The following is a 25,406-nucleotide window of genomic DNA, read 5'->3' as shown; positions in this document are numbered from 1 at the left end:
ATGATGTAACAAAATATGAGCCAATCTATTAATCATAAGAAAGGACAAAAGGTTGTCTATTCGGGATAAATAATAATCAACCGAGTGCGCTACTTTGTCATCACTTTGTCAGCGTTAGGTGCGGTTCTTATCAACACCTAATGATGTTTCAAATTTCCATTCACAGGCCTGAAAACAAGCCCAGAATTAGTGGCCAATCGCCATCTCATCTAACGCTAAGAACACATTCTCATCCAAATGCCCTTCGTGAACTTGCTTACACACTTTACGGCGAACCGCTAAGCCCGAGATAAGACGTTCAATAGAAAGGTGGCGGTTGCTATTACTATCGCGGTCGTTGTACAGCTCAATTAACTTACTTAGCGTTTCGTAAGGAATGATTTCATCCCCTACTCTTAGCCAATCAAGCTTCTCAATAAGCTCTGAGCACTCTTCTTTGATTGAGGCGTGTGAATGCCCTGTCATAGCAGACAAAGCCGTTATACTGCGTTCTAGAGCCTCTGCTGAGGTGTATTTAGAGAGTGTTATCATGATCTCGTCTGCATTAATCTCAACAGAGTGCTTACGCTGCTTAACACGACGCCCTAATTTACCTCTTGGTGATGGTGCCTTGCGTTGGATTGGTTCGAACTCACCATCGATAATTTCAGACAGCTCTTCCAGCTTCTGCTTCGATACCATCTCGTTGCGGAGCGGGTTTGGCAGCGTTGGTGCCATATTACGTTTGCCAGCGTTGGTGGTACGGGCTCTCGAGTAACGCAATACTTCTTCCACGTTACATTTAATATCAACTTGATAGTCTGTAGTTTTCCCTTTCTCGATCAAAGCTGTGATCGTCAAATGGTAACCCCACAGGTTAACCAGGAAGGTATCTTCTTGATCTCCTGCTTCGCCAAGCTTTCTCAATTCACGGATCAGATCCATTGAGAATCGACGCCAATCGATGTTGCGAGCCAACTTCTGATTCAGCTCACTTAACAGCATGCAATCAGAATGACGACGTGCCATACGACTTCTGAAGTAAGAATACATTTGGAAAACCAAGGTATGCTGCTTCAGGATCTCAGGTGGGAACAAGAAGAAATAATCACGTGTCAACAGCTCTTCGTAGAACGATGGCTCCCAAACAAGGATGTATAGGTTCGGTTTAATGCGAATTTCGCCGTCAGAGCCCTCTGTAGGCGCCTCTTCCGATGCAGTAATGGTTCTCGCTAAGAATCGGAAACGATCACTCTTAAAGCCTTCTGGCATGTTCTCGCTAAGCCAACGACCAGTAAGCTCATGCAATTGAAAATCTGTAAACTCGATACGATCAATACTGTCACGGATTGAGTCACGTGCAGGGCCGCTGTCTTTTTTGCCTCGAAGCGACAAAATATCGGTGATGTAGAGTGGTGTTTTGTTCGGTGTGTGCTTTGCATCAAGATGGTAATCATCTTGGTGGTGATCATGATATTGAACGGTGAGTGTAAATAACGCGAATAGCGTCATGAGATCATCAACCGTCATGATATTTTTCGATGATCTTGTCTCGATCACTGCGCGAGTACCTGAGATCGAAACCATTGATTTTTGGTAACTCTTACGCGTTCGTGGTGGCGCTAACGCTTGATCAATAATCCCCGCCCAGTTTGTAGGAGACACAATGAACTGGTCTGCTTCATCTTTCATTGTTGGGGGAGTATTGAGTCCGTGTTCATTCAGCAGGCGTTTGTTTACTTTAGTTTGAGCTAGGGCTTTAGAACGCTTCTGCTTTTCATTTTGTTTGACACTTTCTGTCACCAAGCTAGTGGCACCCAATACCGATATTAATTGGTTAGGGTTCACAAAACGATGCAGCATGGTTTTTCCTGCTAGGCCTTCTTCAAAGCGAACAGGGATTTGCTTGAAAAGACCGATATTTACCGCCGCTCTCAATCTTTGTTGCAAAGCTGCACGGGTTACTTGACCATCGGTTGATTCAATAATCTCGGTCGTTGAAACGTATCCATCTTTGCTGCTAAATCCACGAAGTGAAATTAGGTTAAGAAGCTCAACTATGCTTTTAGTGACACCTTTGAAGTGTTGATATTGTTCTATCCATTCAACGGCTGTTTCAGATACCTCAAATAAATGACCATCTTTGTGGCTTCGTGCCTTAATTAACAATTTCTCTTCTGGTTTCATTTTTGATCCGTATCACACTAACCGTAATTTCACTATAGTTCCTGAATGATAAAGAAAGAATGATCATAAATAAAGAGAATTTATTGGCTTTTAAATAACTGATCTTTTTGATTAATATGATCTTAAATGATTAAGTGATCTAATGATCTGGCTGTAAGTTTGCTTTTAAGTTGCTGAATTTAAAGTATTAAATAAAACACGCTTGGAAAGCATGATCATAAGTTACTCGAAACGATGATCATAAAACAGAAGAAAGCATGATCACAGAGAGTCAGAACGATGATCATTAAGTCATTGTAAGCATGATCATTATTGATTCGAAAGCATGATCATTATGGTTATACAGCTTATCCACAGCCGATCTTTGTCTACTTTGTTTTGAAGCGCTTATTTGCTGACAGTGTGGATATTTTTGACGACCAATTTATCGGAACAATGATCAAGTAAGTCGTGATTTTCATTGTTCCTGCCCTGTTTCGTACAAAATCCATTCAATATTGATTTATCATAGGTTGCCTCTCATTTTAAAAAGACACCTAACCAAAGGTAGGAAGCATGATCATGAAATTGTCATGTTTCTGTATTCCCATCTTGTGTCGATTGAATTTTCTAGCAATGAGGCCCAATAAGCCTTGAATCCCCATTCCAAAAGCATTTGTCCGTAAGTTAGGTCCAAAAATATATGCTTCCGGAACGATATCTACTTGATCATTTTTCCGGAAGTTGATCATTTTGAATAGACATTCATTCGGATCAATATTGGTGACAATGAACCTTGATCATGCTTCATAATATCAGTTTATCAATTGTAGAATTCGTCATTTACACCATGATCATTCTTCCGGTTGTGATTTAGCTTGTCCATTATTCAATGGTGCTCATTACTTCGAAATGGCTCGGTATCGAATCGCTTTTCTCAAATCGAACTTCCAATTTTCATATATTGTTATTTTTTTGCGTGATTCGCCTGTAATTTAGAATGAAAATCACATAGACCGTAATCTATGGTTGTATTTCAATCGTTCCGGCGTTTTTTGGGCATTTTAGCATTTACATTGTAAATAAGTGATGCTGTAACATTTTAAATCTAAGGGGAAATTAGGCTAGTTATGCACTATGAAAGTAGTCAAATTTGTATTCGTTTTAGATACTATTTCATCAAACTGTAAAAATTCAGTCTATTTTATGTGATTTTACTCATAAATGTATGTTCATGTTTTTGTTGTTTTTATCGATGATCGCTGTACAATTTGTACTTAGTTAATCATTACGGAAACTGGCAATGAAAAGAGAACAAACGATTGATAAGCTCTATCAGCTAGCCGAACAAACTCAACAAGTTCAGGCTGACCGAATTGAGATTATTTTGGAAGAGCGAAGTGATGAGCATTTTCCGCCTATGTCTAAGGCTATGATGGAGACTCGTTCTGGCTTAACTCGTCGTAAATTGGATGAAGCTATCACTAAGCTTGAGGCGGAAGGCCACCAGTTTACGAAGAATAATGCCAACCATTACTCAATTTCATTGACCGAAGCTCACATGCTGATGGATGCGGCTGAAGTGCCAAAATTCCACCAACGTAAACAGCATGCGGGGAATAAGCCATGGATTATCAACGTACAGAACCAAAAGGGTGGTACGGGTAAATCAATGACAGCGGTTCATTTAGCGGCATGTTTATCTTTGAATCTTGATAAACGTTACCGTATCTGTCTGATTGACTTAGATCCACAAGGCTCTCTGCGCTTATTCCTAAACCCACAAATTAGTGGTACTGAGCACGATAGCATTTATTCTGCTGTTGATATCATGTTGGACAACGTGCCAGAAGGCCAAGAAGTTGACCAAGAATTTCTGCGTAAAAATGTATTGTTGCCAACACAATATCCAAACCTAAAGACTATTTCAGCTTTCCCAGAAGATGCAATGTTCAACGCTGAAGCGTGGCAAAGCCTTTCTCAAGATCAGTCTTTAGATATTGTCCGTCTTTTAAAAGAGAAGCTTATCGATAAAATCGCGGATGATTTTGACGTGATTATGATTGATACCGGCCCGCACGTAGACCCGCTGGTATGGAATGCAATGTACGCGTCTAATGCACTTTTGATTCCATGTGCGGCGAAGCGTTTGGATTGGGCTTCAACGGTTAACTTCTTCCAACACTTACCAACCGTGTACGAAATGTTCCCGGACGATTGGAAAGGGCTTGAGTTTGTTCGTCTGATGCCAACCATGTTTGAAGACGACAACAAGAAACAAGTATCAGTACTGACTGAAATGAACTACCTGTTGAATGACCAAGTAATGATGGCAACGATTCCGAGAAGCCGTGCATTCGAGACTTGTGCAGATACTTACAGCACGGTTTTTGACCTTACTGTGAGTGATTTTGAAGGCGGTAAGAAGACTCTGGCTGTCGCTCAAGACGCGGTACAAAAAAGTGCTCTAGAATTAGAGCGAGTATTACATAGCAACTGGCCTTCACTTAATCAGGGATAACAAGAATGGCAATTAAAACATCTGACTTAAATGCAAAGCTATTTGGTAAGGCAAACAAACGTCGTGTTGCTACGCCTCAAGAAGCGCAAACTGCTGCTAAAGAACAGGCTCAAGTGATCGAGCTTTCTGTTGCTGGCGAAGATTTAGTTTCATTTGAATTGGTTCGAATTCCTGCTTCTGAAGTAGCAACTCGCACCGTTGTTTTTGAAGAGAATGCTCGTGAGCAATCTTTCCTAAACGAACATGCTCTTTCTGATGTTCTTACAACATTGAAAGAACGCGGCCAGCAATACCCAGCGGTAGGTCGTAAAAACAAAGACGGTAAGATTGAAGTTCTTGATGGTAGCCGTCGTCGTATGTCGTGTATTTTGGCCGACAAAGAGTTCCTAATCTATGTTGCTGAAAACATTAACGGCGAACACGCTAAGTTCTTATCTGATGTAGCAAATGCTCATAAACCACTTTCTCTGTACGAGAAGGGTAAAGAGATGCAAGCCAAGCTTGATAAAGGCGAAGCTGAAGACCAAAAAGCGTTAGCAAAAATGTTCCAGTGCAGCGAAGCGCTAGTGAGTGGTGCTTTGAAAGCAGCGGCTCTACCACTTGAACTACTTCAAGCTTACCCAAATGTGAGCGACCTTGGTCGTCCAACGATTGTTAAACTGCATAAACAATTCAGTGGCCTGACTGAAGACCAGCAGCAAACATTACTCACTAAGTGTGATGCTTCTGAAGGTTTTGTATGGCAGCGCAGTGAAGCACAAGGCGTAACTCGTCTAACTAAAGACGTAACGGAAACGCTAGAAGGTTGGATTCTTGAACTGGCTCCTGCGCCAGCAAAAAGGGCGTCACCAAAAGTTGAGCTTATCAAAGGTCGTGCTTCATACAGCCGCAAGGGTTCAAGCCTAGCGTTAAACCTGAAGAAAGTTGATGACGCAACGATGCAAGAAATCCTAGCGTTCGTGCAATCGAAACTCGACTAAGTCGATTACTTTCCAATACTTCTCTAAAGCCGCTTTATGCGGCTTTTTATTTGGCTGTGATAAACTGTGTTTAGATGAATCTGGACACGAATTATGACAAGCCCAATCAACACGTTTCTGCATACACTTTCCGATATCGCACAACATAATGATCACCGTTACGGCGTGGTGTTTAATGGCGATGCGACATGGCAAAACTCTGCTATCTCTAGTTATCTCAAAGAGAACAACACACAAACCGTTTTCCAAATTGGTGGGACTCCATTTGATGGCGTCATACATGCACCTGCAAAGAAAGGTCAGCAACTTCTCGGTCGCGAATGCCAAGTGCTTGTTTGTGATTTTAGAGAGCAATTTGATGCGAATGGCTTTAGTGCAGCACTCGGTGCCTTGGTCGGTGGCGGACTGTTGTTGGTGTTACCGCCTGATATTGAAAATACTGAAGGTTTAGTGCTTGGCCAACGTTGGTTACATACGCATTTCGAAAAGCTAATTTCAGTGTCTCAAGATGATGAAGCTGCAGGATTGGAACGCAGCTTCGATTTACTTCCACAAAAGAGTAACGACCCAAAACATCTAGATCGATTTGCGCAGCAGAATGTCGCCATTGAGTTAGTCAAAAAAGTGGTGTCTGGTCATCGCAAGCGTCCTTTGATTTTAACGGCTGACAGAGGCCGTGGTAAAAGCTCGACGTTAGGTATTGCAGCAGCGCAGCTTTTGGTTGAACGTCCTGGATTCAACATTGTTGTGACAGCTCCATCTGTTAAAGCCACTGAGCCTGTTTTTTCACATGCGAAGCAACGGCTCGATGGTTGTGAAGTCGTGAATGCTACTCATGTTTGTTACCAAGGTGGCAGCCTTAGATTTGTTGCGCCAGACGAACTACTAAAATCAAAGCCCGAGTGTGATTTATTATTGGTTGATGAAGCAGCGGCGATTCCAATCCCAATGTTGAAATCTATGGTCGACAATTATCACCGCATGGTTTTTTCAACCACGGTGCACGGCTATGAAGGCAGCGGCCGAGGGTTTGGAATCAAATTCGAGGCTTGGCTTTCTAAGCATCGTCCTGGCTGGAAAGGATACAAACTTGAACAGCCTATCCGTTGGAACAACAACGACCCGCTTGAAGCTTGGTTATTTGATTGTTTCTTACTTGGTGCAGCCTCATCAAATGATGCCGCAGAGTGCGATGTTGAGCTGCTTTCTAGTGAAAAACTTAACTCACTAAGTTTGGTCGAGTTATCCAAGCAAGATTGTTTAACTAACCCGAGCATGCTTAAACAATGTTTTTCTCTATTGGTCGATGCTCATTATCAAACATCCCCAAATGACTTGATGCAATTTCTCAATAACCCTGCGATTCAGTTGTACGCGGCTTGGCAGCAAGAAGAGTGTTTGGGGTGTATGTTGGTCACGCAAGAGGGCGGGTTAGACAGTGAATTGATTTCCCAGATTCAAATTGGAAAACGCAGACCACAAGGCCATCTGGCTCCAGTGTTGTTAGCTAATCAACTTGGCGCAGCACAAGCGGCAACGAGCCGCTGTATCAGAGTCATGCGTATCGCGGTTTCAACACGTCACCAAGGTCTTGGTATTGGCAGTTGGATGCTGGACAAGTTGTCACAACATACTGAACAAGCCGACTACTTAGCGACGAGTTTTGGAGCGACAAGCGATTTGATTGCATTCTGGCGTAACAATGATTTCGCACCAGTACATATTGGCCACCAGCGTGATCAGGCAAGTGGCTGTCACTCTGCGCTAATGGTTAAACCTCTTAAATCAAATTCAGAAAGTTGGATCAGCCAGCTTCTGAACCATTTTGAGCGTAGTTTTTGTTTTGTTGTTTCGGGCTCTCTGGCATCTATTGAAGTCGATATGGTACGAGCATTGTTGCCAACTTATTCTGAATCGATCTGCGAACTCGAAGTCCGACTTATCAAGAACTATGTTGATGGAGGGAGTAGTTACGACAGCATCGGCTACAGTGTGTTGAAGTTGGTGCTTATGAGTAATGCGTGCCAAGCTCAGAAAACAGTTCTCGATTCTACGAATGTCGTTCACTCTTCCGTTTCTGATTTGTTGCTTGCCAAAGTTGTTCAACAGAAAGGGTGGGGGAGCTGTGTTGAACAATTTAACTTTGTTGGGCGTAAGCAAGCTGAGGCTCAATTCCGAAAAGATGTAGAAGCCTTATTGGTGAATTTACAGTGTAAATAGCGACAGCCAATTTCAAATGTGATTTACAGTGTAAATTAGAATGTTGAATTTACACTGTAAACTGTACCTTAATCCCAAGTCTTCTGCCTCATTTCGATTCCACTACCTCAATTTCCTATTTAACTCACCACATCACAGGACAGTGAAACTTCAAATTAAACCGTGTGAGAATTGTCGCTTTGTTTTTGTAAAGGTGAGACAAATCATAAAATGAGTACGTCTTATTTCTGAGTCATCTTTGCAGTCACGAAAGTAAGTGATGTGACGCTGATTATTATAATGTGATGATTCTAAGCTCAGATTGATTTATATAGACTGAATAACAACTGAGTCATTAGGGATACTCAATTCGAATGTGGGATAACATCGTTACACTGTCGGAAGATAAGCAACAAGTGATGGCATGTCTGCCGTCTGGGTTTGTGGTTGATGCAAGCTTTGATAACAAGACACTGCCACCAGCCTTGGAAGCCATAGACGCATCAAGCTATTTTCTTTTTGAAGAAGAAGTGCTGCGTTTTGTCTCTCTTGCTAAAGAAGGCAAAGGAGAAGCTTACGAAGGTATTTTGATTGCTGAAGTTCGTGACGCCAGTGTAGAGGTGCAACTATCCGATGATGAGATGTTAGCGAGTCTTGTTGTCACTGGTCCATACAACGGAAACCCTCTGCGCGGTAGTGACATCATCCATTGTCTAGCTCAAGCTCATATCACTAAAGGGATTAACAAGTTAGCCCTCAGAAAAGTATTAATGATGAGCAGTAAGCTTAGACCGGGAGAAAAGTTTACTCAGCCTGTCGCCAAAGGCACTCAGCCGATCAGAGGGAAAGACGCTAAGTTTGCAGCGCTCGTGGAAGACATTACACGTCAAGTTCTAAAACCGCGCGGTAAAGACGAAGGCAAGATTGATATGCGGGATTTGGGAGAAACCATCACCGTTGGATTGAATGACCAATTGATGAAGCGCACTCCCGCGACCAAAGGTGTTGCTGGATTTACGGTTCAAGGCCGAGTCATCCCACCAATCCCTGGACAAGACAGTTTAATCAAGCCTGGCAAAGGCACCTATATTTCTCCTGATGACCCTAATCTATTGCTCGCTTCCCACCCTGGCTTACCCATCATTAAAGATCGAACCATCGAAGTGGATGACGCACTGTGTGTTAGCAATGTCGATGTCTCTACTGGACATGTCAAATTTAAAGGTAATGTGTTTGTCTCTGGCAACATTGAACCAGGCATGGTTGTGAAAGCCACAGGGAGTATTACCGTCGGCGGCTTTATTGAATCGGCTGAAGTTCAGGCGCAAGGCGATATCAAAGTCGCGAAAGGAATCATCGGACATACGACCAAAGAGGGAGAACCGAAAAGCTGTAAGGTATTTAGCAAAGGTTCTATCACGGCAAGCTATGCTCAAAACGCCGAATTACAGACGGCGGGCGATATTCGTTTTGGCGTGCACAGCATGAGTAACGAAATACGCTGTGGTAACAACCTTATTGTGATGGACTCACTCAAGAAGCACGGCACACTTAGTGGCGGTGAAGCGAAAGTGGGTGGCAAGGTGGAGTGCGTTTTCTTAGGTGTTGAAGGAGATACTGCAACTAAGGTTCATGGTTTTGCACGCTATGATGGTTACCGACAGAAGATTGCTGAACTCAAGGAAATCTATAGACATGCGCAAGAACAAACTATGGATGTAATTCGCCAAGAGCTTGAGTTTAAGAAATTACCTAAAGCCGAACGAAGTGAAGAACAAGCGTTACAAATAGAGCTGGAGCGGGAGAAGAACAATCACGCCATAGAAAGTACTAAACAAAAGCTTGATACTCTGGAAGCAGAATTTGAAACGAACCTAGCAGAATGCACAGTAGAAGCTCACGAAAAGGTTTATACACGAGTCACCGTGCAGTTTGGTGATGAAACCGTGACAACTAAGCGCACTCATGGGGGAAGCGTGTTTTCCTTCAACCAATACGAGATTCAATGTTCCTTTAAGATGGAACAGGAAGACATTTCACTATAAAAGGCGCCAGTGTGCGGCGCCTCTACCAAAAACATCCTCATCGCAACCTCTCTTTAATCAGAAGACCACACCGAGCGAATGTCTGGCCATCCCCAGTTGGTGAGCGCGACATCTTCTAACACCCCTTGAAATCGTAATGTTTGAGTGTGATGAAACATTGGGGCTATCCAGTACTCACTGACCAAGGTTGAAGCGATCGGCTCTAACGCCGTTAGGTAATCTTCAAGCGGGGTGCTTGCTCTTAGGTTTTCCAATTGCTGATCAAGCCAATTCGCATTTGCTTCCCCTAAAGTGTGGTACAGCACGTTGTTACAGTAGAAGTTAGAAAACGCTGAAGCATGACGGTTATCGTCTAAATTGATATTGGTTAAGATCAGTGTTTCATCGAGGGTGCCGTTGTTCGATTTCTCACTCAACTCTCGATAGGAGTACATCACCATTTCAACCACGCAATTGTGTTCGGCAAGTACTGAAGAAATAGCCCGAGCGCATCGACGCAATGCCGTGTAGTTGTATCCAGCAATGGTAATGGTTTTTGGTAGTGCACTGAATTCACCAAACGGGCGTAAAACGGGGTTCCAAACCGGTAATAAATTGTTGGCTACGACACTGCCGTAATGAACCTTCTTTTTCTGGAATACTTCGAGTAGTCGCTGCGGTTGGATCAATTCCGCAATGTAACAGCGTTGGGCACGTGTTAACGGATGCTTTGCATGATGGTTGAATAACGCGAACAAGCAGCCGTCTTCAGTGCGACTGTGTTGACTCGCTTGAGTAGCATTGGGCGCTTGTATTGAAACTTCAATACCGCTTGTCGTCTCAGACACTTGGATTGGTGCATTACTGGATAGTGACGGATTCTCCATTTTCTCGTCGTTGACGCTCCAAATCGTAACTAAGTCGACTAACACACGACACGAATAGTAGCCATCGAACGCTTGCAGTTTAAGCTTATTTTTGTCGTGTTCTATCACTGTAAATGGACCACTGCCAATCACAGCATTGTTGTTTGCGACATTAACTTGGTTTGCTGGTTGAATACCGTATTTGACACCAGAGACAAGCCCTGCAAACCCTTGATCTGGTTTGCTTAATGTAAATACCACTTTCAATGGATGTGGTGCGCTGATGTCGCTGACGTGCGCGAGTTCTTTTTGATAATAGGGAAGGGCACTGAGTTTAGCAAACAGGCTCACAATGGTATCAGCGTCTATTGGTTCTTCGTTGTGGAACTTAAGTCCTGGACGAAGGTGGAATGTCCATTGATAGCTTGCTTCGTCATAACGCCAGTGGTGAGCGAGTTCTGGTTTGATAACACCATTGTCATGGCTGGAGACCAAGCAGCAATAAACCTGACGCAAGAAGAAGCGCTCGCTACAGCGGTGTAATTGGTGTGGCACAATGCGCTCGAACATGCGTTTGTATGTGAGTTGAATACTGACACGGCCTTCCTGAACAGAAGCTCCTGAAGTGGTTTTCAGCAGGCGGCCAAACGTTGCTTCGTCCTCATCAAGGATAGCCAAAGCTTTCTCATACTTGCCTTGTTGGATTCGCTCTAGAGCAAGTCTCTCTTTGAGTGCGCCTAATTCGATATTTAACAGTAGCGATGAACGTTGGTTTCGACCGGCTTTCGGTTGCCAGGTTAACCACGTTAGCTCTTGCATTTGTGATAACAGGTTGCGGGCATGTCGAGGAGAAGTACACAGTAAATCAGCCACTTCCTGTACTGTGGTTTTCATTTCGCTGCCGACACCGATGGGTGCGATTCGCTGATAATACCTAAGCAGGTTGAGATTAGACACCAAGAGCCCTTTGTTAATGGATAGCCTGGTATTTTACTCAACTTAACTTCGAGAAAATAAGAAAATGTTCAGTTACTTTGTTCCCCTTTTGTCACAGTTTAAGGGAATAAAAAAGGGGAGCATTTGCTCCCCCTTTGGTCATTGTATTGATGACAGGCTTTAGCTAACTGCTCTTACACGACCTTGTTTTAGATCGGACAGAACTTTAGCTTTCGGACCATCAGCAATTATGCTGCCTTTCTCCATCACGATGACTCGGTCTACAACATCTAACATCGAGGTTTTGTGAGTGATAAGGATCAGCGTTTCACTTGGTAACAGTTGGCTAAGCTGGTGCTTGATATGCATTTCTGAACGGTTATCCATCGCACTGGTTGGCTCATCCATTAGCAATACTGGTGGACGGCCTAAGAAAGCTCTGGCAATCGCAATTGACTGACGTTGACCACCTGAAAGCAAACCACCACCTTCACCCACTTGGCGTTCTAGGCCGGCTGGATCTTGCTGAGTAAAGGCTGTCACACCGGCACGGTTCGCTGCATCCATCACATCACGATCGTCCACCAAAGGGCGGCCTAGAGTAATGTTATCTCTGACTGAGCCATAGAATAGGTTACTATCTTGCGGTACACAGCCTATATTGCGTCGTACGTCGACATGGTGAAGTTGCTCCATGTCGGTATCATCAATGCGTACATGGCCTTCTGTGGGCTTGTACAGGCCCATAATCAGGCGTTCTAGGGTTGTTTTACCTGAACCAATACGACCAATGATCGCCACTTTCTCGCCAGGTGCTATGGTCAGGCTGAGATCTCGCACTGAAGCGACGGGTGAATCAGGGTAGTGGAACGTCACTTTATCCAGCGCAATGTGACCTTGGATGATTGGTCGGTGAATGTAGCGCTTACCTTCTTCTTGCTCGTCAGGCATCGACATCACTTGTTCAATCAGCGTCATTGATGATTTGGCTTGGTTGTAGCGTGTAGAAAGCAGCGACAATTGAACAAGAGGACCAATCGCACGTCCACTCAACATGGTCGCAGCGATCAAACCACCCATCGTTAGTTCGCCTTCCGCAATTAGATACACACCAAAAATGATCATCCCGACATTGGTACTTTGCTGAACAAAGCCTGCGGTGTTTTGGATGCTGTCGGTAATACGGCGGCTTTTAATATTCCAGTTCGCCATATGAGCAACGGCTTCTTCCCAACGGAATTGGAACTGGCTCTGTGCGCTGAATAACTTAACGGTTTCCAGGCCCGCCAAGCTTTCGATCAAGTTCGCGTATTTCTGAGAGGCTAGGCGCGAACCTTCTTCAATGGTGCGACGCAGTGGACCTTGAATCAACAGCGCGTAGATGATCAGAATCACCACACCTGCCACTGGAACAAACACTAAGTTGCCCGCCATTAACCAAATTAAGGCTAGGAACATAAGCGCGAAAGGCAAGTCGATCAGAGAACCAATCGTAGCTGAGGTGAAGAATTCTCGAATTGACTCAAACTCTTGCAAATTCTTCGCGAAGGCACCAACTGAAGCTGGTTTTGCTTCCATACGAATGCCAAGTACCTTGCTGAACAATTTGGAGGAAATCAGGATATCGGACTTTTTCCCCGCAACGTCGATGAAGTAGCTACGCATCAACTTTAAGAGCAAATCGAACAGGAAGACTACGAAGATACCGCTCGCTAATACCCACAAGGTTTCAAATGCGAGGTTAGGCACTACTTTGTCGTACACCAAACGCGTAAACATCGGCGCAGCAATCGCAAAAATGTTGATAAGAATCGATGCAATTAACACATCACGATAGATGTTTTTCGATTCCCAAATCGTGCTCCAAAACCAGTGACCTTTGCGTGTTTTAAGAACTTCTGGCGAGCGCTCGTCGTAGCGGAACTGCTTTTTCACTAAGAAGTAGCGGCCAATGAACTGCTCTTTGAGTTCTGCAACAGGAATGATGATTGGCACCATTCCACTCTCAGCTGTGATGATTTCAGCTTCTTGTTTTTCAAGGTCGATGCTGTTGAGCACACACGCTTCGCCCTGCTTTAGCAATAATACCGCCGGCAAAATGAGGTGTGGGATGTTATCTAAGTCGGAACGGTTTTCTTTTGCCACTAGCCCCGCACGTTCTGCCGAACGTGGGAACAGGAAAGGGGTTAGCTTTCCGTCTGATAGTGGCAACCCATTGACCAACGCCTCAGGCGAGTTCGCTAATCCGTAATATCGGCTAACGTAGATCAATGAGTTCAATAGTGGATCTTGCATGCGATATAACCCTTACAACTATTTATCAACAATGAAGCCTTGGAACACTTCTACGTAGTTATCAGACAAGATATCTAACTGAGTCTGAGTTTCGATTCGAGATGCGATGGTGGTGACACCAAGGTTATGAGCCGTTCGTGAAATCGACGTGAGCGTGAATTTCTGCTTCTCATCGTCCAAGTTATGCGTGAACAGGTAATCCAGTTTCACGTAGCTAGGACGGTACTCGTTGATGTAGTCCAGTGATTGGAAGTTACGTCCGTAGTTATCGACACCAAACATCGCTTCAGCATTACGAATGGTGTTACACAATAGTGCCGTGTAGTGCGGAACGTTGATGAAACAGTTTTCTGGGATCTCAAAATGCAACAGATGAGCGACTGAAGCGTTTTGCTCAAGCGTTTTACCTATCCAACGAATAAAGCTTGGTTGAGAAATACTGCTTGGTGAGATATTGATTGCGATTGGGCTCGTCACCTCTTGTGCTGTTAGCTTCTCAATCATCTTCTCGATAACGTATTGGTCGAGAATGTGGCTCATTTCAAGCTGCTCTAGTGCGTATAGGTACTGGTTAGCACCGTAACGAATGCCATCTTTCTCAATTGCAGAGAACACTTCTTGGTGATAGGTTTTGCCAAACGCATTATTTGCAGCTTGCAGGCGGAATGTGACTAGGTCATTGATGATCGCTTCTTCAACCAACATACGCCATTGTTGTTTACCCATTACTGCGCCATGGTCGTCAGCAGTGACGTAGCCGTAAGTAAGTTCACGGTTCGCTTTAGCACTAGAGAGCGCGTTATCGACCAATGACATGATTTCAGTGCTGGTTTTACGTTTGTTGCTGTACGTTACACCCAATGCAATGTGCGGGTTTGCCATACCTGTTGGATCTGAACCTAAGCTTTGAATACAGTTAACGATACTGCCAGCGACCAGTTTAAGCTCGCTTTCATCAATGTTTGGCATAATGAAACCAAACTCGTCACTCGAAATACGTGCGATGGTGATATCTGGTGATGAGATAGAAGCTTGTAGTTGCTCTGCCAATTGATGAACTAACGCGTCACCTTCTTGATAGCCTTTCTCGTCGTACTCTTCACTGATAAATTCCGCTTTTAATACTGCAAGACCACCTAAGCTCGATTCTTCTAGCCACTGATTTAACTGCGACATGTAGTAAGCGCGATTACCCAGTTGAGAAACAGGGTCAATGTACGCTCTTTCACGTAGCTTCTGAGCTTCTTTTGCTTGGTTTTTAAAGGCTTGTTCAACTTGAGTCGACATGTGATTGATGCCATCAACCACCAAGATCAGATCTTTTGTTTTAGGACGTGTTAGCGGCTCACCGAATTGGTTCTTAGCAATTTGATCCATCTTAGTAATGATCATCGCCAGTGGGCGCAGAGCTCGCTTAAGGATCCATGAAATCGACACTAAGCCCAATAAGAAGATCACACCAAAGATGCTTAATAAACGGGTGAAGGCTTGCCACAATTGATCGTAGGCTGGGCCTGGGTGGCTGACGATCTCTACTTCCGCAAGCTGCATCCAACCACTGGTGATCACTCGGCGATCATGGACAGGTTCAAATAGATTGAGGTTGGTAAACCACTGAGGCACGCCTGATGGTTTTACAGGGTATGAACGTATGATGTCTTCACCGCTGTCTAGAAAAATCAATCGTACGACTGAGTAAGAGCTGCCATCAAACAGAGCGTTGATAACAGACTCCACCGATACCCTGTCTTTTTCTTCAAGGTAAGGGGCAAGAGCCAGTCCAACAGTATTAATGGTATTACTTACCTCAGAGCGTTGCTGCTCCTCTAAGTATCCACGGGTAGTATTGAATTCGATCATAAAGACTGACGTCATCAGTAATATGAACACCGCAACCATCCCGACCACAAGCTGTTTATATAAAGTCATTGTACCTACTCATCGTAATTGATAATGGGTTTGTTTAATTTTAGAGAGCGCTCACGGGAACGTAAGTCGTTCCATAAGCTCAATCTTGAAGATTTCCCTGCTAGCTTGCCGCTGCCTGCTGCTGACTTGATTAACCAAAGGTTTTTACCATTGAAACTGTATATTGGTCGTAGGTCAGGGCGCTTAGAACCGCGCTTTATTTCAGGGTTTAAGTTGTCCAAAATTAGTGGCTCTGCACTTGGTGTGGAGTAGTAAGCCAACACCATGTGGAATTGGTTTAGCTCCAGTGCCTTTACGTACACTAATCGCAATTTCTTATCTGGAACGCCTAGCTCAAGCAGAGAGAAGTATTTCGCAATGGTGAAGTCTTCACAGTCACCTGCGTTACTGCCTAGAAACTCCAGCGGGGTCGCCCAGTAGTCGTTTTTTCCCCAGAGAATACTGTCGTCGACAAAGTACATCTGGTTAAAAAACTGGTTAACCGACCTAAGCTTCTCTTGCTCGCTTAAACCATCGTATGACGTCATATTTGAACGCCAAGTTGCCACGCGCTTTCCGGCTCTCTCACCGTAGGTTTGCGTGACAGCATCGATCCATCTTTGGTCGTTCTTATTGAGAGCGACAGAAGTAAAAGAGGTGAGGACGAGCAATAACAGCGATATTCGAGACTTCATGGCCTCAGCTCTTGCTGGTTTGCTATGTATTGAAAGGCGTTGTTAACCATCAAACGTCCTTACTCTTTCAATGCGTTATTTTGAGCACTGAGGATAGGTTTCAACATGTACTCAAGTACGGTTCTTTTACCTGTGATGATATCGACAGAGGCTGTCATACCAGGAATGATTGGCAGCTCTTCATTTTGTCCAAAATTGTGCTGCTCGGTACGTACACGCACGATGTAAAAGCTGTTGCCTTCTTCATCTTGAGTGGTATCGGCGCTGATGTGTTCTAATACGCCTTCTAAGCCACCATATTTTGTGAAGTCATAAGCACTGAACTTAACAATAGCGGTCAGCTCTGGGCGCAGGAATGCGATGTCTTGTGGGGCAATTTTTGCTTCAACGAGTAGGGAGTCTTCGGTCGGTACGATCTCAACGATGTCCATACCTGGCTGGATTACGCCACCTACGGTATTGATACCTAACGTTTTAACGGTGCCGGTTACTGGAGAAACGACGACTGTACGGTTTACTCTGTCTTCTAGACCAACCGCAGATTCGGTTAGTGCAGAGAGTTTATCTTGTGCTTGGTTGAGTTTTTCTTGTTGTTCAGAGCGGAAGTTAAGCGCCGCGTCGATACGGCTGAGCATAGCTTCTTTGATTGCTGAGCGTAGCAGAGGGATTTTAAGCTCGCTTGAGGTCATTTCTCGGCGAGTGTCGTTGACTTGTCGTTGCAGCTTAAGTAATTCAATTCTTGGGACCACGCCTTCGTCGGCAAGCGGTTTCGTGATGTCCAATTCTTGGCGAGCGAACTGGTAACTCTGTTTTAGGTTTCGCACACGTGCTTTGATTTCAACAAGATCTTGTTGTTTCTGTTCAACTTGTTGATCAAAAACGGAAAGTTGGTTTTTAAGGTTGTTTAAATCTTGGCGGTATTCTGCTTTTTGACGATTAACTAGCTCAGGCTGAACCTCGTAGAACTTAGGTGGGAAAGCGAGTTTTCCATAATCAAGAGTGACACTTTTCTTCCACTCTTTCTCATTAAAGTCCTCGTTGATTACTACGCTGGTTAACGATGCGGAAAGCATCAATACGTTGGCGGTTAAGTTGGCAACTTGCTGTTCACGCTCACGGAAATCAGAGCGGAATCGAGTGTCATCGATCAAGAGCAGTTGTTGACCTTTTTGAACCTGTTGACCCTCTTTAACCAAGATCTCTTTAACTAAGCCACCTTCAAGGTTTTGCACAACTTGGATCTGCGAAGAGGGGATCACTTTGCCTTGGCCTACGGTGACTTTGTCGATCTCTGCCCAAGCGGACCATCCAATAGCAGCAATAAAGAACAGAACGATCATCCACAACATGATACGCGCACTGGTCGGCGTATTAAGTAGTAGCGCCGCGGTTTTATCGTCGACGTACTCAAGTTCGGTTTCGTTCAATTTGCTGAAATTCTTCTGGCTCATAACAGTCCTTGTTTGCTGAATAAAAGTGCAAGCCTATTGAGTGTATTCTTACTTTTGATAAATGTTAAGAAATTGCTCCTTTAAATATTTGAATTTATATATTTTTTAACTCTTATCTGTTTTTGAAATCTGTTTTGTCGAGTTGATGCTTTCTTAGCTTGTCATAGAGGGTTTTCCTCGACACTTGCAGCTCTTGTTGTACGTCTTTTAAGCGCCCCTGATGGCGATGCAGTGCTTCTATCAAGAGGATTTGCTCAAAGCTGTCGGTACGTTGGCTTAATGACAGTTGTTGTTCTTCAATATTGACGTCTAGCGAACCGTCATCAATTTGTTCTGGATTGTCTGCTTTATCCGACTCTTGATTGTCGAGTGCTGGTTGCTTCACCTGAGTTAGCACGCGTAGCTCGGCATGTTGACGAAGCTGGCGAATGTTTTCTCCCCAGTGAGTGGCTATCAAGCGTTGAATCTCTTTCTCTGTGATCACTGGTGGTGGCAACTGGTAACGACTTGCTGCACCTCTAGCAAAGTGTTTGAACAAGGAGCCAATATCCTCTGTTCGTTGCGCCAAAGGCAGTAAGTCAAATCGGCGCAGCTCACTTGTAATTGTAGTAGGAACTACTGTAGTTGCGACAATGATACAAGTTGCATTGGTCTTACATGAGTTTTCTCGAAGTAGAGTCGGTTTTAAAGCCGCCAACCACTGCCATTGATCAGAAGTTAATGCTTCTGTTTCATGGATATAGAGTGTTCCGCCTTGATGTTTGCGAAAGAGCTGTAAGACAAACTGATGAAATGTCGCTTCGTCATTGCGTGGCAAATTAAACGCTGCAACTGGGCAAAGTTCAGCGGTGGGCTGGCTGTGTAAATCGTGAGTGTACTGAGCGGTGATTCGTTTGCCTGTACCTATGTCACCAACAAACAGTAACAGCGGGTTCTGTTTGCAATCCAAGGTGATCAATTCGCGGCGCAATGTCTGCATTGATTGAGATTGACCAATCAGTTTCGGGCCCACTTGATTCTGCATCGCGAGCTCTTTTCTGAGTAGATTGTTCTCTTCAACTAAAGCGAGCTTATCGGCTGCTTTTTTTACTGCCGTTAATAGCGCATCAACAACAAACGGTTTCTCAAGAAAGTCATAAGCGCCGGACTTCATCGCAGAAACGGCGGTTTGTACATCACCGTGACCAGTGAGAACGATGATTTGAAAATTCGGATTTTGACTCAACAGCTTTTGTGTAAATTGAATGCCATCCATCACTGGCATGTGAATATCGGTAATCACAATACCTGCTTGCGTGACGTTAATCTGCTTGAGAGCCTCGATGGCATTCGGAAAGCAGGTTATATCGATACCTTCAATGAGCATGGCTTGTTCTACCGAGTCACGAATCGCGGGTTCATCATCGACAAAGTAGAGTTTAGGCATAGAGTGCAAGTGTTGAGTCCTTAATGTTGAGGAAAGCTATTAATAACAGGCGGTTAGCCTTTGTCTTGGTACAGTGGAATATTCAGAGAGAATACCATGCCTGAAGGCTCGAGCTGGGTTGCGCTGATTGTGCCGTGATAGGCTTCAATGATTCGCTTCGATATAGAAAGTCCGAGCCCTAACCCTTCCGGCTTAGTGGTAAAAAACGGGTCGAACAACTGCTCCAGTTTGTCGCTGGCGATACCAATCCCGTTATCCCAAATGATCAGTTGGCAGGCTTCATCATTAAGCTGCCACTCTACGCCAATTTGTGGAATGGTCAGTTGATTCCCTTGTTGAGCTTTCGAGTCGTTTTGAAGCCCTACTTGTTGCGAGGCCGGCTGCGAAAGCGCTTGTGTCGCATTGTGCATCAGGTTAACCAACACTTGCTCAAGCTCGGTTGGGTGAATCGCGATATTAATGTCATCTGGCACGGTGCTTAATCTAAGCGTGATGCCTTGTTTGATCATCAGTGCGCTGAGAATGCTGGTGGCGTTGTTGATCGCTTGATGCAGATTCGCCACATGATGCTCTTGCTTGGTCACCTTGCGCGTAAATACCTTAAGGCGTGCAATGATCTCGGTAATCGAAGTGTTTAGCGCGATCATTTTATCCAGGTTGCTTTTTACTAAGTCTGAACGTCCCATCTCAAGCAGCTTGACACTGTTTTCGCTGTAGGTTCTAAGTGCAGCAAGTGGTTGATTAATCTCGTGGTTAATACTGGCTGACAGCTCACCCAGCACGGCTAACTTAGCGGTTTGTGTTAGTTCTTGCTCTGTCTGTTTTAACTTCAATTGAGACTCTTGATATTGAAAGAGTGTCTGTTGAAGTTGTTGATTGGATTGCTTCAGATATTGAGTTCGTTTATCTACGGTTTGCTCTAGGTTCTGATTGAGCTCTGTCAGTGCCACTTTCGCGAGGTAGGTTTGGCGCCACGACCAAGCAATCAGCATGACCAAGCTGTAAATCACGATGAAGATAACGTCGATCTGCAGCACTTTAAGCAGTTCGGATCTTGTGTCCTTGATAGCAACAACTTGGTACTGGTTGTCACTGATAGCGGCAGGGTACAGGTTAAAAGTCCCAAGTTTAAATAGTTGGTTCGCAGTGAGCGCTTTACTTGCATCGGTTGTTTGGCTCGAAGAGTTAAACGCATCAATGATCGAAATTTTGTTTTGGCCGTATTGGCGTTGCGCTGCGATATCTTGTTGCTGTTGATCCGTTAATGGTAGTAATGAGTGATAAAGCCAAGGTGCCTGACTAGAGAGAAACACCACTTGGTTGGAATCAAGCACCACAATCTCAAAGTCGTCGCTAGTTAGAATGTTTTCTAGGTTCTCTAAGCTTACTTTCACCGTGATGACGCCTACGATGTTATCGTCGATATAGAGTGGTGAAGATAAGAAATAGCCTCGTACATCAGAGCGAGCGCCGAGTGCGACATATTGGGTTTTATGGCCTTTTATTGCGGACGCAAAGTAGGGACGAAACGCGAAGTTTTCGCCAACGAAAGTTCGAGGTTTTCGATAGTTACTTGAGGCAACCACGGTGCCGCTCGGATCGTGGATGTAGATGGTATCGGCTTGGCTTTGCCCCGACCATTCGAATAATAAGGTGTTGAGTTCAGCTGTGGAGATTTTGTCGGTCTTTGGTGATTTATCAAAGTAAGACAGCAGGCGTGGATCGTGGCTGAGCAGGTCGGGAATTTGTTTGAACTTATCTAATTCAGAATCGATCTGCAGGTTGGCTTTGTTCGCCGCTTCGTTGAGTTGTTGTGTGACAACTTGCTCTTGGTATTGACCTGCCAAAAAGTGAGTTGCAGTGAGTCCTGCCGCTCCCAATATCAATGAGAAAAATACAAAAGGCGTGATCAGGTTAGACAGTTTTTTAGACACGAGAAACTCAAGTTACAATCAGTTTACATATAGACTATCAATATGACGGTTGGCGTACCGAGATCTCGTTAACACAGAGCACCTTCAATGAGACAAAACCAAGGCTTAGACTTGTGTTTCAAAGGATTACGGCGCAGAATCACAAAAAAATTAAAAGGAGCAACCAAATGGAACTGACAGACATTCGTCGTGAATACGCTCAGGGTGGATTGAGACGTAAAGACTTAGCCGCAGACCCAATTGACCAGTTTAACCTTTGGTTAGAGCAAGCGATTGAAGCTAAGTTGACGGATCCGACGGCAATGACAGTGGCGACGGTTGATGAAAATGGACAACCATTCCAGCGCATTGTTTTGCTAAAGAATGTTGATAAAGATGGTTTCGTTTTCTACACCAACTTAGGTAGCCGTAAAGCGCAGCAACTTGAGCATAACAGCAAGATCAGTTTGCACTTCCCTTGGCATCCTTTAGAGCGACAAGTTCATATTACGGGCACGGCTGAAAAGCTGACGGCGATGGAAAACATGAAGTACTTCTCGTCTCGTCCAAAAGAGAGCCAATTGGCAGCTATTGCAAGTAAACAAAGTAGTCGTATCTCTGCTCGTGGCATCTTAGAAGGCAAGTATCTAGAGCTTAAACAGAAGTTTGCGAAAGGTGAGATCCCAGTTCCTTCTTTCTGGGGTGGTTTCCGAGTGCGCGTCGATAGCATTGAATTTTGGCAAGGTGGTGAGCACCGCTTGCATGATCGCTTCTTGTTCTCACGTCAAGACAACAGCTGGGACATTGATCGCCTAGCGCCATAGTTTGAGTCTGCTGGACTAAGCAGCAAAGACAGTAAAATTAAGAAGATACCGTTGATCTTGTGTTCGTCCACATCAACGGTATTTTTTTGTCTGTCTTTCCATCTCTATGGGCGCTATGAGTCGATAATCAGTCGCTGTGTAGAACCACTGAGATCTGTTTCTTGAGTAAGGTTTCAGGAATCACAGAGCCTAACCCTGAATCCAATGCATACTCGATTAACTGGCTTTTACTGCGTGCATCGAACTTTTGCTTAAGCCTTGCGACATGCCCTTCGACCGTCTTGATTGAGATGTTCAATGTCAATGCAATGTATTGAGGCTTCTTACCGAACAGCAGTAAAAAGAGGACTTCTGATTCACGTGAGGTCAGCTTCTTTTGCAGTTTAGACACACGCGGTGTTGAGCCCGCGATCGATGCCTGATTGTCTTTGGCGCAAGTTGCCTGACATACCCAGTGACCTACCTCTAAAATCGCCGTATCAGTCAGCTCTTGCCCATAGAAGATGGTGCCTTGTACGTTGTCGTTGTCATCAAGCCAAGGCGTTTTGGTGAAGATATGGGCGTGCCAGCGTCCGTCGGGGTAGGGGTGAATATCAAGAATCTTGAGTGTCGAACGCGTTTCCATTACATGCTTGTCTTGAGCCCTAAAGTCTTGCGCGCATTCGATGGTTTGGCTCGGCATATCGAAATCTGTCAATCCAGTACAACTCTCACCCGGTTTTAAGCCGATCAATTGGTTGTAAGCGAGGTTTGCGTATACGAAAACAGAGTCAGTATCTTTACAGCCCCAGCAGCCTGGAAGTTGTTCGAACAAAGAACGATGTATGGGGTTTAGTGATTCTGGCAAGGTTTTATCTCGTAGATGGCTATGTTGCAATGATATCAGTTTACTATTGCACTGCAATGGCAATTACAGGTTGGAATACGTGTAGAAAAGATGGGGTGAGTTTTCGTTAATCAGAGTGTTGAATAACTGCATGATTCACGGGCAATAGATAGGCGAACCGCGTGTTCGATAGGCAAAAAAAAGCCAGCCTGAAGAGGGGCTGGCCAAAGACAAGATATGCCTTGTCGACATGTAGAAGATTTTCAGCTTAGTTTACGAGGGTCAGGCAAATTAAGCTGAGGCATCAGTTAGATACCCAGAGTGACTTACTACTCTATCGACGAATCTACTCCTAGGCGTGCTCATGTATAAGGGGGGAATTCCCCTATAAACACAATTCAATGCGATAAATGAGAGCCTAGAGTAAATATTTTAAACTACGGCGCGAGTTATCGAGAGCTTATAGCTCTCGTAACACTCTAAAGCCGAGGTAGTTGGCTGCTGTTGAAGGCGGAACGTATAGCTCGTTAAATGCTTTGGCTTCTTCAGGAGAGAAGCTCCACGCGCCACCTTTGGCTAGGCCTTTCTGAGTGGTTGTCCACTCCCATACATTGCCTACCATGTCGTAGAAACCTGTTGGTGTTGGCATGAATGATTTTACCGGAGAGGTACTTACGTTTGACCACGGTGTGCCTGCCCATCCTGTATTCGCTTTTCCTGAACGGAATTCATTACCCCACCAGAAGTTGGTTTCTTGGCCTGCTCTTGCTGCCGCTTCCCACTCTTGTGGTGTTGGCAAACGATAGGTAAAGCCAGTGTTCTTGGATAACCAACGAGTGTAGGCCATCGCATCATTCTGACTGACACAAACTACTGGTGAATTATCTGCTTGCTTGAAGCCTGGCTTTTGCCAGTTGTTGTCGGCAACAGAGGTAATTTCAGCATTGGCAAAGGTATCGCAGGTATTCATTAGCTCTGCATCTGTTTGATAACCAGTGCTCTCAACAAACGCTCTAAAGTCTTGTACACGTGTTGGGGTAGCGGCTAAGGCAAACGGCTGCTTTATCGTCACTTGCTTGGCACTGTTTTCACCCAGTAGGTAACGACCAGAGCCGACAACAATCATTTCAGGGCTCTGAGTGCTATCTTTCATCGGGTCCGCAAACTTGGTGCCCACGTTTAAGGTATTTTGCTTGGCTTGTAACACAGCTCTTAGGTTGTGATCGCGAGTTATTTTTAACTCTTGTTGGAAAGAGATGTAGCCTTCTTTCTCGATCGTCACCATGTGCGGGCCTGTTGGCAGCATGACTTCAACAGGAGTGCTGCCGTAGTTGACGCCGTTGATTAGTACTTTGTCGTTATACTGATTTGAGCGAACTACCAAGTTAACCCAAGCGACTTCTTTTTGTTGGTCGTTGGCTTGTTGATCAGTTTGTGTGAAACAGTTGGATGACTGAATACCAAGCAGGCGACAAGGGGTGTTCTTGTTTGGGCGAGTTTCTAGGTTCGCAGAGATGACAGCGCGGTAGCGGTTATCTTCCGAGAAGCCTGAAGAGGTCACTTTGTGTTGCAGAACGTGAATGTTCAGTGATGTAGACGACAAGTGCTCTTTAACGGTTTTCGACTCTGTCGTGTTATCAATCAGGCTGTGCTGGAACTGTTTCACCGCCTTCTGAAGCGCTAAGGTTACCGTTTGATCAGAACATTGAGCTAATGTCATGTCGCTGCTACAGCGATTGGTAAAGCTGACCGTTTGCTCTTGTGTTTGGGTGATCTCGTTCCTGAGTCGTTCAGCTCTTGCTCTCAGCTTGTCTTGTTCTAGCTGTGCGATGGCTGTTTCTGTCGCTGTTTTCTCGGCTTGGATAGCTTCAAGCTCCATAGCTAAACCTTGCTGCTTCTGCTTCGAGTCAGAAATCGCAAGTTTGCCTTCTTTCACGGTTTTCCATGCGTCTTGGAAGTGATTTTGAGCAGTCGAGATATCGAAGTCTGGCTCATCAATCATGCGCGTGTAATCTTGCTCTAGGCTTGCTTTGGCCGCTGCAAGTTTTTGTTCTGCTTCCACAGATAGTTTAGCGAGACGTGCCGTTTGCTGTGCTTGGTTGTCGACTTGGTTTTGTTTGTCTGCGACTTTCTTTTCGAGAGCCGTTAACTCAGCGTGCTTTTCGAAAAGTGAACTTTCAAGATCAGTAACAGACGCGGCCGTGATTGCTGGTGGTGTTGCTTCAGCGAAAACAGCAGGTGTCATTAAGCAGGGAGCAAGTGCAAATAATAGAGTGGGTAAACCTTGGCGCATGATGGGCTACTTCAATCGTAATTTAGGTTAATCGACTATTCTAAACGACAACGCCATTTCGTCTGCAGCTACTGTTTATAAAAATCAACAGTTTATAACTATCA

Annotated in this window: 15 protein-coding genes; 5 read left to right on the top strand and 10 right to left on the bottom strand. The window is 44.6% G+C overall.

The genetic code is table 11. From position 1 onward, the window contains the following. Nucleotides 1-186: 186 nt before the first annotated feature. Entirely contained in the window at nt 187-2,166 is a 1,980-nt protein-coding gene (locus L0991_19200) for a DUF3346 domain-containing protein (protein XGB64156.1), read from the bottom strand. A 1,282-nt stretch (nt 2,167-3,448) separates the two neighbouring features. Here L0991_19200 and L0991_19195 point away from each other — a divergent pair. The 4 genes from L0991_19195 to L0991_19180 all read left to right on the top strand — a co-directional run bounded on the left by L0991_19195 (nt 3,449) and on the right by L0991_19180 (nt 9,890). Then, nucleotides 3,449-4,666 carry an AAA family ATPase gene (locus L0991_19195; protein XGB64155.1) on the top strand — a complete coding sequence of 406 codons (1,218 nt, stop codon included), beginning with the start codon at nt 3,449-3,451 and terminating at the stop codon, nt 4,664-4,666. A gap of 5 nt (nt 4,667-4,671) precedes the next feature. After that, nucleotides 4,672-5,646 carry a ParB/RepB/Spo0J family partition protein gene (locus L0991_19190; protein XGB64154.1) on the top strand — a complete coding sequence of 325 codons (975 nt, stop codon included), beginning with the start codon at nt 4,672-4,674 and terminating at the stop codon, nt 5,644-5,646. A 93-nt stretch (nt 5,647-5,739) separates the two neighbouring features. Then, entirely contained in the window at nt 5,740-7,866 is a 2,127-nt protein-coding gene (locus L0991_19185) for a GNAT family N-acetyltransferase (protein XGB64153.1), read from the top strand. A 353-nt stretch (nt 7,867-8,219) separates the two neighbouring features. After that, nucleotides 8,220-9,890, top strand: a complete 1,671-nt coding sequence (locus tag L0991_19180; GenBank protein XGB64152.1) for a FapA family protein — start codon at nt 8,220-8,222, stop codon at nt 9,888-9,890. Nucleotides 9,891-9,943: 53 nt separating this feature from the next. Here the strand turns inward: L0991_19180 and L0991_19175 are convergent, their stop codons facing one another. From L0991_19175 to L0991_19145, 7 genes are all read right to left on the bottom strand, one after another. Further along, a complete protein-coding gene (locus L0991_19175; protein ID XGB64151.1) occupies nt 9,944-11,692 on the bottom strand; it encodes an SgrR family transcriptional regulator in 1,749 nt (582 codons plus the stop codon). A 159-nt stretch (nt 11,693-11,851) separates the two neighbouring features. Next, on the bottom strand, nt 11,852-13,966 hold the full coding sequence (locus L0991_19170; GenBank protein XGB64150.1) for a type I secretion system permease/ATPase: 2,115 nt from the start codon (nt 13,964-13,966) through the stop codon (nt 11,852-11,854). Between the two features lie 18 nt (nt 13,967-13,984). After that, nucleotides 13,985-15,895, bottom strand: a complete 1,911-nt coding sequence (locus L0991_19165) for an EAL domain-containing protein (GenBank protein XGB64149.1) — start codon at nt 15,893-15,895, stop codon at nt 13,985-13,987. Between the two features lie 5 nt (nt 15,896-15,900). Further along, nucleotides 15,901-16,569 carry a transglutaminase-like cysteine peptidase gene (locus L0991_19160; GenBank protein XGB64148.1) on the bottom strand — a complete coding sequence of 223 codons (669 nt, stop codon included), beginning with the start codon at nt 16,567-16,569 and terminating at the stop codon, nt 15,901-15,903. A gap of 59 nt (nt 16,570-16,628) precedes the next feature. Next, nucleotides 16,629-18,020 (bottom strand): HlyD family type I secretion periplasmic adaptor subunit, encoded by a 1,392-nt coding sequence (locus L0991_19155; GenBank protein XGB64147.1) that lies wholly within the window; start codon nt 18,018-18,020, stop codon nt 16,629-16,631. 112 nt (nt 18,021-18,132) lie between these two features. Continuing rightward, nucleotides 18,133-19,446 (bottom strand): response regulator, encoded by a 1,314-nt coding sequence (locus tag L0991_19150; GenBank protein ID XGB65418.1) that lies wholly within the window; start codon nt 19,444-19,446, stop codon nt 18,133-18,135. Nucleotides 19,447-19,499: 53 nt separating this feature from the next. Continuing rightward, on the bottom strand, nt 19,500-21,380 hold the full coding sequence (locus L0991_19145; GenBank protein ID XGB64146.1) for an ATP-binding protein: 1,881 nt from the start codon (nt 21,378-21,380) through the stop codon (nt 19,500-19,502). Nucleotides 21,381-21,547: 167 nt separating this feature from the next. Here L0991_19145 and pdxH point away from each other — a divergent pair, with 167 nt between their 5' ends. Next, nucleotides 21,548-22,183: a pyridoxamine 5'-phosphate oxidase gene (gene pdxH / locus L0991_19140; GenBank protein ID XGB64145.1), complete on the top strand. Its 636-nt coding sequence runs from the start codon at nt 21,548-21,550 to the stop codon at nt 22,181-22,183. 127 nt (nt 22,184-22,310) lie between these two features. Here pdxH and L0991_19135 read toward each other — a convergent pair whose 3' ends face one another. Both L0991_19135 and L0991_19130 read right to left on the bottom strand, forming a co-directional pair. Next, nucleotides 22,311-23,093: a helix-turn-helix transcriptional regulator gene (locus tag L0991_19135; GenBank protein XGB64144.1), complete on the bottom strand. Its 783-nt coding sequence runs from the start codon at nt 23,091-23,093 to the stop codon at nt 22,311-22,313. Between the two features lie 376 nt (nt 23,094-23,469). Beyond that, complete coding sequence (locus L0991_19130) at nt 23,470-25,302, bottom strand: SUMF1/EgtB/PvdO family nonheme iron enzyme (protein ID XGB64143.1); 1,833 nt, start codon at nt 25,300-25,302, stop codon at nt 23,470-23,472. Nucleotides 25,303-25,406 lie beyond the last annotated feature (104 nt).

Source organism: Vibrio chagasii, assembly GCA_041879415.1.
GTDB lineage: Bacteria > Pseudomonadota > Gammaproteobacteria > Enterobacterales > Vibrionaceae > Vibrio.
The sequence above is the reverse complement of the archived record's forward strand: the minus strand, read 5'-3'. Positions and strand labels throughout refer to the sequence as shown.

What these genes read in the sequence shown, in the direction of transcription:
- L0991_19200 (XGB64156.1), bottom strand. Translation starts at nt 2,166, where the DNA reads ATGAAACCAGAAGAGAAATTGTTAATTAAGGCACGAAGCCACAAAGAT.
- L0991_19195 (XGB64155.1), top strand. Translation starts at nt 3,449, where the DNA reads ATGAAAAGAGAACAAACGATTGATAAGCTCTATCAGCTAGCCGAACAA.
- L0991_19190 (XGB64154.1), top strand. Translation starts at nt 4,672, where the DNA reads ATGGCAATTAAAACATCTGACTTAAATGCAAAGCTATTTGGTAAGGCA.
- L0991_19185 (XGB64153.1), top strand. Translation starts at nt 5,740, where the DNA reads ATGACAAGCCCAATCAACACGTTTCTGCATACACTTTCCGATATCGCA.
- L0991_19180 (XGB64152.1), top strand. Translation starts at nt 8,220, where the DNA reads ATGTGGGATAACATCGTTACACTGTCGGAAGATAAGCAACAAGTGATG.
- L0991_19170 (XGB64150.1), bottom strand. Translation starts at nt 13,966, where the DNA reads ATGCAAGATCCACTATTGAACTCATTGATCTACGTTAGCCGATATTAC.
- L0991_19165 (XGB64149.1), bottom strand. Translation starts at nt 15,895, where the DNA reads ATGACTTTATATAAACAGCTTGTGGTCGGGATGGTTGCGGTGTTCATA.
- L0991_19160 (XGB64148.1), bottom strand. Translation starts at nt 16,569, where the DNA reads ATGAAGTCTCGAATATCGCTGTTATTGCTCGTCCTCACCTCTTTTACT.
- L0991_19155 (XGB64147.1), bottom strand. Translation starts at nt 18,020, where the DNA reads ATGAGCCAGAAGAATTTCAGCAAATTGAACGAAACCGAACTTGAGTAC.
- L0991_19150 (XGB65418.1), bottom strand. Translation starts at nt 19,446, where the DNA reads ATGCCTAAACTCTACTTTGTCGATGATGAACCCGCGATTCGTGACTCG.
- pdxH (XGB64145.1), top strand. Translation starts at nt 21,548, where the DNA reads ATGGAACTGACAGACATTCGTCGTGAATACGCTCAGGGTGGATTGAGA.
- L0991_19130 (XGB64143.1), bottom strand. Translation starts at nt 25,302, where the DNA reads ATGCGCCAAGGTTTACCCACTCTATTATTTGCACTTGCTCCCTGCTTA.